General features: G+C 62.0%; 14 protein-coding genes. 5 read left to right on the forward strand and 9 right to left on the reverse strand.

All coding sequences use genetic code 11. The features are described from left to right. Positions 1-67: 67 nt before the first annotated feature. From WNY80_RS00455 to WNY80_RS00475, 5 genes are all read left to right on the forward strand, one after another. Positions 68-1,024, forward strand: coding sequence for an AEC family transporter (locus WNY80_RS00455; RefSeq protein WP_342885373.1), 957 nt, complete (start codon positions 68-70; stop codon positions 1,022-1,024). Between the two features lie 115 nt (positions 1,025-1,139). Further along, positions 1,140-2,645: a glycerol-3-phosphate dehydrogenase gene (gene glpD, locus WNY80_RS00460; protein WP_342885374.1), complete on the forward strand. Its 1,506-nt coding sequence runs from the start codon at positions 1,140-1,142 to the stop codon at positions 2,643-2,645. 75 nt (positions 2,646-2,720) lie between these two features. Beyond that, entirely contained in the window at positions 2,721-4,208 is a 1,488-nt protein-coding gene (glpK, locus tag WNY80_RS00465; protein ID WP_342885375.1) for a glycerol kinase GlpK, read from the forward strand. A gap of 100 nt (positions 4,209-4,308) precedes the next feature. Further along, positions 4,309-5,202, forward strand: a complete 894-nt coding sequence (locus WNY80_RS00470) for an alpha/beta hydrolase (RefSeq protein WP_342885376.1) — start codon at positions 4,309-4,311, stop codon at positions 5,200-5,202. A gap of 131 nt (positions 5,203-5,333) precedes the next feature. Further along, entirely contained in the window at positions 5,334-5,705 is a 372-nt protein-coding gene (locus tag WNY80_RS00475; protein ID WP_342885377.1) for a VOC family protein, read from the forward strand. A gap of 344 nt (positions 5,706-6,049) precedes the next feature. Here WNY80_RS00475 and WNY80_RS00480 read toward each other — a convergent pair whose 3' ends face one another. The 9 genes from WNY80_RS00480 to pcaC form a co-directional block, all read right to left on the reverse strand. Beyond that, a complete protein-coding gene (locus WNY80_RS00480) occupies positions 6,050-7,447 on the reverse strand; it encodes a L,D-transpeptidase family protein (RefSeq protein ID WP_342885378.1) in 1,398 nt (465 codons plus the stop codon). A 90-nt stretch (positions 7,448-7,537) separates the two neighbouring features. Continuing rightward, positions 7,538-8,710, reverse strand: a complete 1,173-nt coding sequence (gene pobA, locus WNY80_RS00485) for a 4-hydroxybenzoate 3-monooxygenase (RefSeq protein ID WP_342886273.1) — start codon at positions 8,708-8,710, stop codon at positions 7,538-7,540. Between the two features lie 5 nt (positions 8,711-8,715). Then, positions 8,716-9,774, reverse strand: a complete 1,059-nt coding sequence (locus tag WNY80_RS00490; protein WP_342885379.1) for a 3-carboxy-cis,cis-muconate cycloisomerase — start codon at positions 9,772-9,774, stop codon at positions 8,716-8,718. A 1-nt stretch (position 9,775) separates the two neighbouring features. Next, positions 9,776-10,981 carry a 3-oxoadipyl-CoA thiolase gene (gene pcaF, locus WNY80_RS00495; protein ID WP_342885380.1) on the reverse strand — a complete coding sequence of 402 codons (1,206 nt, stop codon included), beginning with the start codon at positions 10,979-10,981 and terminating at the stop codon, positions 9,776-9,778. Further along, on the reverse strand, positions 10,981-11,775 hold the full coding sequence (locus tag WNY80_RS00500; RefSeq protein ID WP_342885381.1) for a CoA-transferase subunit beta: 795 nt from the start codon (positions 11,773-11,775) through the stop codon (positions 10,981-10,983). Before WNY80_RS00500 ends, pcaF begins: the two co-directional genes overlap by 1 nt. Next, entirely contained in the window at positions 11,772-12,626 is an 855-nt protein-coding gene (locus tag WNY80_RS00505) for a CoA transferase subunit A (RefSeq protein ID WP_342885382.1), read from the reverse strand. Before WNY80_RS00505 ends, WNY80_RS00500 begins: the two co-directional genes overlap by 4 nt. Before the next feature lie 14 nt (positions 12,627-12,640). Next, positions 12,641-13,267 carry a protocatechuate 3,4-dioxygenase subunit alpha gene (pcaG, locus tag WNY80_RS00510; RefSeq protein ID WP_342885383.1) on the reverse strand — a complete coding sequence of 209 codons (627 nt, stop codon included), beginning with the start codon at positions 13,265-13,267 and terminating at the stop codon, positions 12,641-12,643. Position 13,268: 1 nt separating this feature from the next. After that, positions 13,269-14,009: a protocatechuate 3,4-dioxygenase subunit beta gene (gene pcaH, locus WNY80_RS00515; RefSeq protein WP_342885384.1), complete on the reverse strand. Its 741-nt coding sequence runs from the start codon at positions 14,007-14,009 to the stop codon at positions 13,269-13,271. Continuing rightward, on the reverse strand, positions 14,006-14,401 hold the full coding sequence (pcaC, locus tag WNY80_RS00520) for a 4-carboxymuconolactone decarboxylase (protein ID WP_342885385.1): 396 nt from the start codon (positions 14,399-14,401) through the stop codon (positions 14,006-14,008). Before pcaC ends, pcaH begins: the two co-directional genes overlap by 4 nt. Positions 14,402-14,412 lie beyond the last annotated feature (11 nt).

The raw sequence follows: 14,412 nt of genomic DNA on the forward strand, positions 1-14,412 counted from the left end.
GTTTTGCAGTCCCGCGCCGTGGAGGTTAACACCTATGCGGTCCCGATCTTCAAGTGAGTCCGCCATCTTGCCTCCCTTTGCTGAAACCATTCTTGTCGTCTTCACGCTGATTGCCATCGGTTACGGGACGGCAGCGTTCCGGGTGCTCAAGCCCACTACGGGGGACGGGCTTTCGGATTTCGTGTTCACCATCGCCGTGCCGCTCTTGCTGTTTCGCACGATTGCCACGGCGAGTTTCGATCATGGTGCGCCGTGGGCGTTGTGGGCGACCTATTTTGCGTCGGTTTTCGTGACCTGGAGTTCGGCGCACGGGATCATCCGGTCGGGCTTCGGGCGTGATGCGCGGTCTGGCGTTGTCGCCGGGGTGACGGCGGGGTTTTCCAACCTGGTGCTTCTGGGCATTCCGTTCATCTCGGGCATCTATGGCGAGCCCGGTCTGGCGCTCTTGTCGCAGATCGTGTCGATCCACCTGCCGATCATGATGGGGGCCTCGATTATTCTGTTCGAATGGGCGCTGAAGCGGGACGGTGCCGGGGGCGCGCCGAAAACGGCTGTTGCGCTCGTGTCCGGTTTCTTGCGCCAGCTTGTCTCCAATCCGCTGATCATCGGTATTCTCTGTGGACTGGCGGTCCGGCTTTCCGGCCTCGATATTCCCGGTGTCGCGGACCGGGTGATTGCCACGCTGGCCGGTGTCGCGGGGCCGCTGGCACTGTTTGCCATGGGGGTCTCGCTGCGCGGTTATGGCATCCGCGGACAGGTGAGCCAGGCGTTGGCGCTGGTGTCTCTGAAGCTGTTTTTGATGCCTGCGGTGGCGCTCGGCATGGCGTTGCTGCTTGGTCTGCCGGAACTGCAGGCCAAGGTTGCGATCGCGGCGGCGTCCCTGCCGGCCGGGGTCAACTCCTGGCTGATCGCCAATCGGCTGGGAACGGGGCAACGGCTTGCCTCGACCTCGATGACCATTGGCACGGCGATGGCCGCGGCATCGACCGGCATCTGGCTGTTCATCGCGGAAGCGATGTTCTGAAGTATCCCAAATTTGGCCTGTGGCGCGTTGTTTCACTTTCGTTTGTTTTCTTTTGACATTCGCTATTGTTTCGAATTAGAAAATTCAGACAAGATGCGCGCGACAGGGGATGCCAATGACGGATGAAAAGCTCTACGACGTTTTCGTCATTGGCGGGGGTATCAACGGATGTGGTATCGCCCGCGACGCCATCGGGCGCGGCTATTCGGTGTTCCTGGCTGAAATGAACGATCTGGCTTCGGGAACCTCCTCATGGTCCTCAAAGCTCATCCATGGCGGCTTCCGCTATCTCGAATATTACGAGTTCCGGCTGGTGCGGGAAGCGCTGAGCGAACGTGAAGTGCTCCTGGCCAATGCGCCGCATATCATCTGGCCGCTCAGGTTCGTGCTGCCGCATCACACCGACATGCGGCCGGCATGGCTGCTCAGGCTCGGCCTGTTCCTCTACGACCATATCGGCACGCGCAAGCTGTTGCCGGGCACCAAGACAGTGGATCTGAAGACGTCGCCGGTGGGCAAGCCGCTCAAGCCGCTGTTCTCGAAAGGCTTCGAGTATTCCGACTGCTGGGTCAATGATGCGCGCCTTGTGGTTCTGAATGCGCGGGATGCGGCGGACCGGGGTGCAGTGATCCGGACCCGCACCGAAGTGATTTCGGCGCAGCGCAAGGACGGGATCTGGGAGGTGACGATTGCCGACCGGACAACCGGCACACAGGAAACGATCAAGGCCCGGCTGATCGTCAACGCGGGCGGACCGTGGGTGGACCGTATCCTGTCCGGCGTCGTCGGGCGCAAGGACGCGCACAATGTGCGGCTGGTGCAGGGCAGCCACATCGTGGTGCCGAAACTGCATGATCATGACCGGGCCTACATCTTCCAGAACGGCGACGGGCGGATCATCTTCGCGCTGCCTTACGAGGAGGATTTTACCCTGATCGGCACCACGGATCAGGATTACACCGGCGATCCGAAAGACGTTGCGATCACCGATGCCGAAATCGATTACCTGTGTGCCGCGGCAAGCGAGTATTTCGCCAAGCCGGTCGAGCGTTCCTCCATCGTCTGGAGCTATTCCGGTGTACGGCCGCTTTATGATGACGGCGCGTCGGCGGCGCAGGAGGCCACGCGCGACTATGTGCTCAAGCCGGATCCGGTTGAGGGGGCGCCGCTGCTCAACATTTTCGGCGGCAAGATAACCACCTACCGCAGGCTTGCGGAATCGATGCTGGAGCTGATCGAGGCCCGGATTGGCAGGAAGGCCGCGCCCTGGACGCACCGGGCGGCATTGCCGGGCGGTGATTTCCCTGCTGACGGGTTTGATGCCCTGGTTGCGAAATTGCTGGCAGACTATCCGCTGCTGGATCCGCAGCAGGGCCGACGGTATGTCCGCCAATATGGCACGAAGGCGTGGGTGCTGCTTGGCGATGCCAAAACACGCGAGGATCTCGGGCAGCATTTCGGCTATGGTCTTTATGCGCTGGAAGTGGATTACCTGATTGCGCATGAATGGGCGATGGAAGCGTCGGACGTGATCTGGCGGCGGACGAAGCGGGGAATTCGTCTCGACAAGGAGCAGGTGGCCGCGCTCGAGGACTATATGGCTCAAAAACGCGCGGCATAGGTTCTGCACCGCCAGCGGCAAGGGTTTGCGCAACGGGCGAATCCGGGTCAAATGCGGCCAATATGGGAGGACGTCATGAGCGGATATATTCTCGCGATCGATCAGGGCACGACATCGAGCCGCGCCATTGTGTTTGACGGTGACATGCGCATCGCCGGCGTGGGTCAGAAGGAATTCACGCAGATCTATCCGCAATCGGGCTGGGTTGAACACGATCCGGAGGAAATCTGGAAAACGGTTGTCTGGTCGGTCCGGCAGGCTTTGAAAAAGGCCGACGTCGAGGCCACTGACATCTCAGCGATCGGCATCACCAACCAGCGCGAGACCGTGGTGGTGTGGGACCGCGAAACCGGAAAGCCGATCCACAACGCGATCGTCTGGCAGGACCGCCGGACTGCGTCTTACTGCGAAAAGCTCAAGCGGCAGGATCTGGAAAAGACCTTTACCCGCAAGACCGGGCTGCTGCTTGATCCGTATTTCTCCGGCACGAAACTGTCGTGGATGCTGGCCAACGTGAAGGGGACGCGGGCGCGGGCAGCGCGTGGCGAACTGTGTTTCGGCACCATCGACACATTCCTGATCTGGCGACTGACCGGCGGCAAGTCTTTCGTCACCGACGCGACCAATGCGTCGCGCACGCTGATGTTCAATATCGGCACTCAGGAGTGGGACGAGGAGCTGCTGAAGATATTGCGGATCCCGGCCAGGATGCTGCCGGAAGTGAAGGATTGTGCTGCGGATTTCGGCGTTGCCGACAAGTCGCTGTTCGGGGCCGAAATTCCGATCCTCGGCGTGGCGGGAGACCAGCAGGCGGCAACCATCGGTCAGGCCTGTTTCGAGCCGGGCATGCTGAAATCGACCTATGGAACCGGATGTTTCGCGCTGCTCAACACCGGTGAGGACATGGTGCGGTCGAAGAACCGGCTGTTGACCACCGTCGCCTACCGGCTCGACGGCAAGGTCACCTATGCGCTGGAAGGCTCGATCTTCATTGCGGGAGCTGCGGTGCAGTGGTTGCGCGACGGCATCAAGGTGATCAAGAAGGCCGAGCACAGCGGCGATCTGGCGGCTGAAGCCGACCCCAACCAGGAGGTTTACCTGGTGCCTGCATTCACAGGGCTGGGCGCACCGCACTGGGATGCAGAGGCGCGTGGGGCTATCTATGGCATGACACGCAATACGGGCCCGGCGGAATTTGCCCGCGCGGCGCTGGAGGCGGTCTGCTACCAGACGCGCGACCTGCTCGATGCGATGCACAAGGACTGGAAGAGGTCGGAGGCCGATACCGTGCTGCGGGTTGACGGCGGCATGGTGGCATCGGACTGGACCATGCAGCGGCTGGCCGACATTCTCGACGCACCGGTCGACCGGCCGGTGATCCTCGAGACCACGGCGCTGGGTGCGGCCTGGCTCGCGGGCCAGAGGGCGGGCGTCTGGCCCAAGCAGAAGGCCTTCGCCAAGGCCTGGAAGCTCGACAAGCAGTTCAAGCCGGAGATGGACGACAAGACCCGCAACGCCAAGCTGAAAGGCTGGCGCGACGCGGTGCGGCGGACGCTGAGCTAGGGCGGCAGTCCGGGATCGCGTGCGGTAAGACAGGCGGTCTTTGCAGACTGTCTGCATGTCTGTAGCTTGTGCTTGCCCCGAGCAACGGTCAGGAGAAGTGATGTCGGTTGCATGCCCCCGTTTCGTCGATTTGAATGGGCACCCCTTTCACTATCTCGAGTGGGGCAAGGCGGATGCGCCGGTGCTGCTGTTTCTGCACGGATTTCCCGAGTACAGCGCGGCATGGAGCGAGGTCGCGGAGCGGCTTGCGGGAGACTATCAGTGCATTGCGCCCGATCAACGCGGGTTCGGCCAGAGCTGGGCTCCGCTCGAGGTTGAAGCCTACGAGATGCGCGAACTGGTCGGGGACATGGCGGCACTGGTCGGCGCGATGGGCCAAAAGGTCACGGTTGTCGGGCATGACTGGGGTGCGGCGGTTGCCTACGGGCTGGCGATGTTCCGTCCGGACATGGTGTCGCGGCTCATCATCATCAACGGTGTGCACCCTGTGCCGTTTCAGCGTGAGCTGGCAGCCGGCGGCGCGCAGACCAGCGCCTCTCAATACATACGCTTCCTTCGCGCCGAAGGCTCCGAAGACAAGCTCTCCGCGGGTGATTTCGAAGGGCTGATGAAACTGTTTTCCGCGAACATGGATCTGGGCTGGCTGACAGGGGAACGGCTCCGCCAGTACAAGGCCGAATGGTCCCGCCCCGGCCGGCTGCAGGCGATGATCAACTGGTACCGTGCCTCGCCGCTGCAGGTGGCCCTGCCGGGTGAGCCGCTAAATGATGTTCCGGTGTTTCAGAAAGCCAGGCTTCAGGTGCAGTGCCCGCATCTGTTGATCTGGGGCGATGACGACACCGCCCTGCTGCCAGAATGCATTGAGGGGCTGGGCGAGTATGCGGCCGATCTGACGGTCGAGCATGTGGCCGGCGCCGATCACTGGATTTGCCACCAGAAGCCGGATCTGGTCGCCGGGCTGATCAGGTCATGGCTCGAGACGCTGCCGGAATAGCTCGCCCGCTTTGAGAACCGCGTTGGCAGCCGTGTGAACCGGATCGATCAATCCTGTTTCCTGAAGCCCGTCATGCGTCTACAATTTGTCCAAGCAAATACCGATTGCAGATCTCGAGAAGGAACAATGCAATGGAGCTTGGTGCATTCTCACTCAGTCTTGCCGTCAAGAATCTGGCGGTATCGAGAGCGTTTTACGAAAAACTCGGATTTCAGGCCTTTGGCGGGGATGCGGCGCAGGGCTGGCTGATCCTGCACAATGGCGGCTGCGTGATCGGCCTGTTTGAAGGCATGTTTGAGAAGAACATGCTGACCTTCAATCCGGGCTGGCGGGAGAAGGCCGAGCCGCTCGAGGAATTTACCGATGTCCGGGAATTGCAGAAGCAGTTGAAAGCCAACGGTGTGGAGTTCAAGGCGGAGGCTGACGAGGGCGGCACCGGACCTGCGAGCTTCATGATCACGGATCCGGACGGCAATCCGATCCTTGTGGATCAGCACCGCTGAATGGCGCTTCGATCGGCTTGAGGTTGCAATATCCCAAATTGCCCGTTTCTTGCCATTCTGATTCCGGCGAGCGCTTGAGGTCTTTGGTTTTTAATGCATTCAAGTGAATGCGCATATTTTCTGTCGCAGCGGCAAAGCGCATTCAGGTGGTCGTGTTGCCTGTGTTCGTGACCAATGTCAGCTGAAACTCCTGCCATGCCTGACGTGGCCGTGACTGACAGAAGTCTTTCTGTCGCGGGGCATGGCGGGTTTCCTGAGATATAGATTCCGATATTTGCTGCACCGGCGTGATTTTTCTTGCATTCAAGAGGGTGCGAATATTCGGTTCTTGTGGATACTGAGCCTTACTCGATAAAGCTGACGGTAACGCCGGGCGTCACCATGCCGGCGAGTTCTTCCGCATCCCAGTTGGTCAGGCGCACACAGCCGTGGCTCTGGGTCTTGCCGATGGTCGAGGGTTCCGGTGTCCCGTGGATGCCGTAGGTCGGTTTGGACAGGGCGATCCAGATCGTGCCGACCGGGCCGTTTGGTCCAGGTGGAACCTGCAGGATCCTGTCGTTGTCGCCCTGCTTGAAATTGATCTTCGGATTATAGGTGTAGCCGGGATTGTGCGCCACCCGTTCGATGGTGACTTCACCGGAGGGCGAGGGGGTGTCGCTCGAACCGATGGTGGCGGGGTAGGCGGCGATCAGCTTGCCTGCCGCATCATAGGCGCGAACCTGCTTGCGGGCCTTGTCGGCGACGATGCTGGTGACCGAACCGGTCTTCTTCTCTCCGGTTGCCACCACCTTGATCTGTACTCCGGGCAGGGTGAAATCAACGCCGGGATTGAGCGCCTTGAGATAGGCTTCATCCATGTGGAAACGTTCGGCGAGCATCTCTGACGTCGATGTGTAGGCCAGACGTTCCAATAGCGCTTTCTCGGCGTAATCGGCGGGAACCGACGCGATAAAGGGGCCGGCGGCGTCTTCTGCAGTGATGGTATAGGTGGTGAAGGCCAATCCGCCTTCTGCCGCCAGCCGGCTGACGATCAGATCCGTGTCGGCGGGGTCGAGCCGCTCGCCGGTGGCTTCAAACCAGGCATCAAGCGCCTTGGCCACGTTGGAGCCCATGCGGCCATCAATAACGCCGGGTGAAATGCCGTTGCGGTCGAGATAGACCTGAAGTGCGGACACCTGGGCCTTGGAAAGGGACGAGGTCTTGGCAACCGCCGGGGCTTTCTTTTCGGTCTGTGCCGGGGTTTCGGCGCGCGGTTGAACGGGCTCTTCGAGGTCAGGCACCTCGATGATTTTCGGCCGGGTCGGCACGGTTCCGGTCGTCGGATTGAGATCGCGGCGCTCTATGCGGGCGCGCGGCGTATCGGGAAATGTGTCCCGGGAGACCTGTTCCCGTGGTGCCGGCGGTTCGGGGAAGCCTGACGGGTCGATGCGGCGCTCAATCCTGCGTCCGGCGCCGCGGGGTTCGCCGCCATTTTGTTCGTAGTACTGCCAGGCAGGGATCTCGAAGCCGATCACCTGGTTCCAGTTGTCGACCAGCAACCTGCGGCCCTGGTTGTCGAGGATGATGCGAACCGAACCGGCTTCGGGGATGTTGCGCATCAACTCGCCATCGACGGTTACCAGAACCGTGTGCTGTCCGCGATACTGGTCGGCAAGAACCGGCGACGCCGAGATCGGTGCGGCAGTCATCAATGCGGCGGCCAGGAATGCTGCTGCGGGGCGGAAGCGGGAGTTGGTCGTCATGTGGTCAACCTGCGGCTTGAGCGACAATAATGCGGGCATCATTGCCAGAGTCTGCTGAATGCAAGCTGAACAGACGTGTGAAAACCGGCGTCAGTAAGGCAGGCCGATATAGTTTTCGGCCAGGGCGGTTTTCATCGCTTCGGAGTCGAGCGTATAGGCGAGTTCGGTTTCCAGAATGCGGGCTTCGAACGGCGCCTGCTCGGGGAAACGGTGCAACATTGTGGTCATCCACCAGGAGAACCGAACCGCTCTCCAGACCCTTGTCAGCGCCCGAGACGAATAGGCATCGAGCAGGGCGGTGTCGCGTTCGAGGAAATGGCCGCGCAGCCCTTCGAACAAGTAATGCACATCGGAGGCCGCGAGATTGAGGCCCTTGGCACCCGTCGGCGGCACGATGTGTGCAGCGTCGCCAACGAGAAACAGGCTGCCGAAGCGCATCGGCTCGGCGACGAACGAGCGCAAAGGCGCGATCGATTTCTCGAAAGACGGCCCGGTGACCATGGCCTCGGCCGTTTCCGGTGGCAACCGGCGGCGCAATTCGGCCCAGAACTGGTCGTCCGACCAGGCCTCGATGCTGTCCCCGGCGTTGCACTGGATGTAATAGCGGCTGCGGGTATTCGAGCGCATCGAACACAGCGCGAAACCGCGCGAATGGCTGGCGTAGATCAGTTCGTGGCTGACGGGGGGAACATCGGCGAGGATGCCGAGCCAGCCGAACGGGTAGACCTTTTCGAAGGTCCGAATGGCCCCTTCGGGAACCGAGCGGCGGCTTGCGCCGTGAAAGCCGTCGCAGCCGGCAATGAAGCGGCAATTGATCCGGACATCCTCGCCCTCGATGCGGCAGGTGACGTATGGCGTGTCGCTGTCAAAATCATGCAGCTCGACGTCTTCGACCTCGTATTTGCTGACGCCGCCGGTTTCCCTGCGACGATCGACGAGATCCCGGGTCACCTCGGTCTGGCCGTAGACCATGACGTTCTTGCCGCCGGTCAATTTGGCGAGGTCGATGCGATGCGTGTCGTTTTCGCATGTAATGGAAAAGCCGTCGTGCGGCAGGCCTTCGGCGTGCATGCGCGCGCCGGCGCCGGCCGTCTCCAGCAAATGTACGGTGCCTTGCTCAAGCACCCCGGCGCGCACCCGCGAGAGCACATGATCAAGGCTGGACCGCTCAAGAATCAGGGTCTCGATCCCGGCGTCGTGCAACAGCTGGCCGAGCAGCAGGCCGGACGGACCTGCGCCGATGATGCAGATTTGAGTGGACAGCGTCTTCATGCGGATTTTCCCATGCTTTCAATCGACTGGATGAGCGCGTTGGCGGCTGACAGGCTGGTGCCGGCGGTCTCGCACATTTGCGGCAGGATCATCCATTCCAGCATCCAGGCAGCGCCCGAGCGTTCGAGTTCGTGGACCTGCGCCTGATGCATGCCGGAGACAAGCGTGGCGTTGAAGCGCGCCAGTGTGATCAGGCGTTCGGCGGTCACCGGATTTTGCTTGTGCGGCATGGCAGATGACGAGCCGCCGCCCGACATGCGGATATCCTCATTGCCGCGCAATGCCATCAGCGCCACATCCTGGCCGATCTTGCCGAGTGTCCCGGTGAGCTCCGACATCCAGTTGGCCTGGGCGAGCACGGGGCCGCGTGCGGAATGCCAGCTGTGGCCGGGCCAGCGCAGGCCCAGTTCCTGCGCGATGGAGCGGGCTACGATGTCCGCGTTTTCGCCCAGCGCCTGAAGATCGCCGACCGCACCGCCGAACTGAAGGATCTTTGTCTGTTCCTTGAGTGCGGGCAGACGGTCGCGCAAGGCTTGCACAGTGTGACGCCATGCGGCAATCCGGTCGGAAGCATGAAATCCGACAGCGGGTTGCATCCGGGTGATTGCCTGAAGCTGGTTCTCACCATCGCGCGCCGAAAGCCCGGACAGCAGGGCCAGCAGTGTTTCCAGCCGATCCGAGAGAATGGCATTGACCGAAGCCAACGCCTGGATGGTGGCCGTGTCGATCAGGTCCTGGCTGGTGGCGCCATGATGCAGCATCGGTTTTGCCGGACCGGTGACATGCGCTCGCAACTGACGGACATATTCCGGCACAGGTACGCCGTCGCGCATACTGGCCTCAGCGATTGCCGCGCCATCGGGCTTGAAAGCGGCGATCTGCCGGGCGAGATCCGCCGCATCTGCCGGTGCGACCAACCCCGTCTTGGCAAGGCCGTTGATGAGGGCCTGCTCGAAACATGAGAAGCTGGCGAACAGGGTGTCGTCACAGAAGAGCCCGGCGATCTGGTAATCCCTGTAGAGCCCCGCTGCCCATCTCTGTTCGCCAGTTGTCATCTCAGACCCGTTCGAGAGCGATGGCGATGCCCTGGCCAACGCCAATGCACATGGTGGCCAGCGCCAGCTTTTCGTTGCGGACTGCCAGTTCCAGCGCCGCCGTGCCGGTGATCCGGGCGCCGGACATGCCGAGCGGGTGGCCCAGCGCAATGGCGCCGCCATTGGGGTTGATGTGATCGGCATCTTCCTGAAGCCCGAGCTGGCGCAGGACGGCAATGCCCTGGCTGGCAAAGGCTTCATTGAGTTCGATGACACCGAAATCGGATGGCTTGAGGCCAAGACGGGCGCACAGTTTCTGGGTTGCCGGTGCAGGGCCGATGCCCATGATCCGCGGCTCGACACCGGCGGTGGCGCCGCCGAGAATGCGGGCGATGGGGGTGAGGCCATGCTTTTTGGCGGCAGCCTCGCTGGCAATGATCAGCGACGCAGCACCATCATTGACGCCTGATGCGTTGCCCGCGGTCACGCTGCCACCGGCGCGGAACGGGGCTTTGAGCTTCGCCAGCTGCTCGAGCGTCGTCTGCGGACGGGGATGTTCGTCGCTATCGACGACAACCGGATCGCCCTTGCGCTGCGGAATTTCCACAGCAACGATTTCCCTGGCGAAACGGCCCGAGGCTTGTGCCTTGCCGGCGCGGGCCTGGCTGCGCAGGGCAAAAGCATCCTGATCGGCGCGGCTGATGTTGTAATCCTCGGCGACGTTTTCGCCGGTTTCCGGCATGGAATCGACGCCGTACTGGGACTTGAGCAGCGGATTGACAAACCGCCAGCCGATGGTGGTGTCGTAGATTTCGGCGTTGCGCGAGAAGGCGGTGTCGGCCTTGGGCATGACGAAGGGGGCGCGGGACATGCTTTCCACGCCGCCGGCAATCACCAGCTCGGCTTCACCGGAGCGGATGATGCGGGAGGCTGCAAGCACGGCATCCATGCCCGAGCCGCAAAGGCGGTTGAGCGTGGTGCCGGGAACCGAGACCGGCAGGCCTGCGAGCAGCGTGGCCATGCGGGCGACGTTGCGGTTGTCTTCGCCTGCCTGGTTGGCGCAGCCGTAATAGACCTCGTCGACCGTTTCCCAGTCGACGTTCGGATTGCGCTCCCTGAGGGCCCGCATCGGGATCGCGCCCAGATCATCGGCGCGAACGCCGGACAGGGCGCCGCCGAAACGGCCAATCGGGGTGCGGACATAATCACAAATGAATGCTTCGGCCATCAGGCGGCTTCTCCAGTTTTTCCGCCCGAATGGGCGGCTTTGGTACGGGCATTGAGATCGCGCAGTGTCGACAGCTCGATCCCGGTCGGGGCCGGAGTCTCCTCGAGCTTGTCAGCGAACCGCACGGTCCAGCCGCATTCCGCCTGAACCATTTCGCGCGTTACGCCGGGGTGCAACGAGACCACGGTGAACTCACGTGTTACCGGATCAGGCTTCCAGACCGCAAGGTCCGTGACCATCAGCGTCGGACCCTTGGTGGTAATTCCCAGACGCTGACGATGGTCGCCGCCGTCGCCGTGTCCGAAGCTGGTGAAGAAATCGATCTTGTCGACCATGGCGCGTTTTGACTGCTTGAGCGTGATGAAGATCTCGCCGCAGGAAGACGCAATTTCCGGAGCGCCGCCGCCGCCGGGCAAGCGGGTCTTCGGGTGGTCGTAATCGCCGATCACGGTGGTGTTGATGTTGCCGAAGCGGTCGATCTGGGCAGCGCCGAGGAAGCCGACGGTTACGCGCCCGCCCTGAAGCCAGTAACGGAACATCTCCGGCACCGAAACGGTTGTGACCGCAGTGTCGCAGAGTTCGCCGTCGCCGATCGACAGGGGGAGTACCTGCGGGGCGGTTCCGATGGTGCCGCTTTCATAGATCAGGGTCACATCGGGGGCATGGGTGAGGCGGGCGATGTTGCAGGCGGCGGACGGTGCGCCGATGCCGACGAAGCAGACGTCGGTGTTCTTCAGGGCACGGGATGCCGCGATGGTCATCATTTCATTGGGGGTGAAATCAGTGTCGCTCATGCCGCGCTCCTAAGATGTTTGATCCGGTCGGCAAAATCCTCCGGCCTGGCATCAAGAACATTGTTCTTCATCCAGGCCAGGAAGGTGTCGCGGTCCGCGGCAATCTTGTCCCAGGCGATGTAGCTGGCGTTGTCGCGGGGATAGTAGCCATGGGCATAGGACGGGTGAGCACCGCCCGGCACCACGCAGATGGCAGTGACGGCCCAGCCGGGCAGGACGCAGGCGTTGGGATGAGCGGACAGATCGTCGACGATCTCCTCGACGGTAATCACCGAGCGCTTGGCAGCGAGCACGGCTTCCTTCTGCACGCCGACAATGCCTTCGATCAGCACGTTGCCCTTGCGGTCGGCCTTTTGCGCATGGATGAAGGTCGCGTCCGGACGGATTGCCGGAACCGCTGCCAGTTCCTCGCCGGTGAACGGGCAGGTGACGGACTTGATGTTCGGGTTGACCCTGGCCAGTTCCGCACCCTTGTAGCCGCGGAAGGTGGCAAACGGCAGGCCTGCGGCTCCGGCTTCATAGGCATTGGCCATGGCAGCGTGGGAGTGTTCCTCGATCTCGATGCGGTGCGGCCAGCCGTTTTCGACCGAGTCCCGCAGCCGCCTGAGAAGCCCGACACCAGGATTGCCGGCATAGGAGAAGATCAGCTTGCGCACCGCGCCCATGCCGATCATCTGGTCGTAGACGACGTCAGGGGTCATGCGCACCAGGGTAAGATCCTTGATGCCCTGGCGAAGCGCTTCGTGTGCGCTGGCATGCGGAATGAGGTGGGTAAACCCCTCGAACGCAGCCGTGTCACCGGAGTTGAGGTTTTGCGCCACCGCTTCGGGTAGCGTCATGAATTGTGCCATGACCAGCTTCTCTCTCAGATATCGAAAAATACGGTTTCCTGCGGACCTTGCAGGTGGATGTCATGGCTGTACTTGCCATTGCCGCCCTTGGCGAGCAGTGTTGCCACCCGGTCCTGATGCTCGAAGCGTTCAAGCACCGGGTCGGCAGCGTTGGCTTCAGCCTCGTCCTCGAAATAGATCCGGGTGTTGAGGCCCAGGTTTATGCCGCGGGCGACGATCCAGATGTTGATGTGCGGGGCCTGCAGGCGTCCGTCGGTAAACGGAACGCGGCCGGGCTTGATTGTCTCGAAGCGGAAATGCCCGGTTTGTGCATCCGCGGCGCAACGCCCCCAACCGGTGAAGGCAGGGTCTGCGGTTCCGCGCTGCTCGGCCGGAGAGTTGTACAGACCATCGGTATCAGCCTGCCAGATCTCGACCAGCATGTCCTTGAGCGGTGTGCCTGCGCCGTCGATGACCCGGCCTTCAACAGTGATGCGCTCGCCCCTTGTGTCGTCATTGACCATGGCGATGCCGAGGTCCTGATCATAGACGCCTTCGATGCCGCAGAAATTCGGCGTCAGGCCGATATGGACGTAAGGGCCTGCGGTTTGTGACGGCGATTCCTTGAAGGGGTAGAGCGGTGTCAGGGGAAGATTGGTCATGTCAGTTGCCCTCCAGACGGTTTTCGAACAGGGTCGAGCGGCAGCCGCGCAGGATGATATCGAAACGATAGGTCAGCGAGTCCATCGGCGCCGATGCGTCCATGTCGAGGCGGGCGACCAGCATGTCGATGGCAGCCGGATCATTGATGGTCCGGACAATCGGGCAACGCGGGATCAACGGGTCTCCCTCGAAATACATCTGGGTGATCAGGCGCTGGGCAAAGGCCTGGCCGAAGACGGAAATGTGGATGTGCGCCGGACGCCAGTCATTCGGGCCATTCGGCCAGGGGTAGGGGCCGGGGCGCACGGTGCGGAAAGCATAGGTGCCGTCATCGCCGGAGACTGTCCGTCCGCAACCGCCGAAATTGGGGTCGAGCGGCGCCAGATAGCTGTCCTTCTTGTGCCGGTAGCGGCCGCCGGCGTTGGCCTGCCAGAATTCGAGCAGAACGTTGGGGACAGGCTGCCCCCGTTCATCAAGCACCCGTCCCTGGACAACGATGCGCTCGCCGATGGCGCTCATGCCGGGCTGGGCGAAGTTGAGGGTCAGGTCGTTGTCGAGCGGCCCGATCATGTCGTGGCCAAAGACAGGGCCCGTGGTCTCGGAAAGGGTGTTTGCGAAGGCTATCAGAGGTCTCTGGGGCGCGCGCAGGACCGACGACTTGTAACCCGGCGCGTAGGGTTGCGGATGCCATGCCCTGTCCCGGGGGAAATAGTTCGCTGCTCGTGGCCTGCTGTTTCTCATGCCTTGGATCCTCCCGATGTGGATTTCATCTCAGCCAGTGTCCGCTTGGCGATGCGAAAGGCGGTGTTGGCCGCCGGTACGCCGGCATAGATCGCCACATGCATCAGTGCTTCGCAAATGTCTTCTTCGGTGGCGCCGGTGTTGGCCGTGGCGCGGACATGCATGGCGACTTCGTCCTCGTGGCCAAGCGCTGCCAGCAGCGCGATTGTCACGATCGAGCGGTCGCGCTTGCTCCAGTTGGGACGCGACCACAGGCCTTCCCACGCGCTTGCAGTGATCAGGTCCTGAAACGGTGCATCAAAGAGGGTCATTGCCGCGATCGACCTGTCGACATGGGCGTCGCCCAGTACCTCGCGGCGCGTGCGCTCACCCTTGGACATTGTTTCCGCCATCAGATCCTCCA

The organism is Hoeflea sp. AS16 (assembly GCF_038900095.1).
Lineage (GTDB): Bacteria > Pseudomonadota > Alphaproteobacteria > Rhizobiales > Rhizobiaceae > Hoeflea.

Coding starts and splice junctions, on each gene's coding strand:
- glpD (WP_342885374.1), top strand. CDS start 1,140: ATGACGGATGAAAAGCTCTACGACGTTTTCGTCATTGGCGGGGGTATC.
- glpK (WP_342885375.1), top strand. CDS start 2,721: ATGAGCGGATATATTCTCGCGATCGATCAGGGCACGACATCGAGCCGC.
- WNY80_RS00470 (WP_342885376.1), top strand. CDS start 4,309: ATGTCGGTTGCATGCCCCCGTTTCGTCGATTTGAATGGGCACCCCTTT.
- WNY80_RS00475 (WP_342885377.1), top strand. CDS start 5,334: ATGGAGCTTGGTGCATTCTCACTCAGTCTTGCCGTCAAGAATCTGGCG.
- WNY80_RS00480 (WP_342885378.1), bottom strand. CDS start 7,447: ATGACGACCAACTCCCGCTTCCGCCCCGCAGCAGCATTCCTGGCCGCC.
- WNY80_RS00490 (WP_342885379.1), bottom strand. CDS start 9,774: ATGACAACTGGCGAACAGAGATGGGCAGCGGGGCTCTACAGGGATTAC.
- pcaF (WP_342885380.1), bottom strand. CDS start 10,981: ATGGCCGAAGCATTCATTTGTGATTATGTCCGCACCCCGATTGGCCGT.
- WNY80_RS00500 (WP_342885381.1), bottom strand. CDS start 11,775: ATGAGCGACACTGATTTCACCCCCAATGAAATGATGACCATCGCGGCA.
- WNY80_RS00505 (WP_342885382.1), bottom strand. CDS start 12,626: ATGGCACAATTCATGACGCTACCCGAAGCGGTGGCGCAAAACCTCAAC.
- pcaG (WP_342885383.1), bottom strand. CDS start 13,267: ATGACCAATCTTCCCCTGACACCGCTCTACCCCTTCAAGGAATCGCCG.
- pcaH (WP_342885384.1), bottom strand. CDS start 14,009: ATGAGAAACAGCAGGCCACGAGCAGCGAACTATTTCCCCCGGGACAGG.
- pcaC (WP_342885385.1), bottom strand. CDS start 14,401: ATGGCGGAAACAATGTCCAAGGGTGAGCGCACGCGCCGCGAGGTACTG.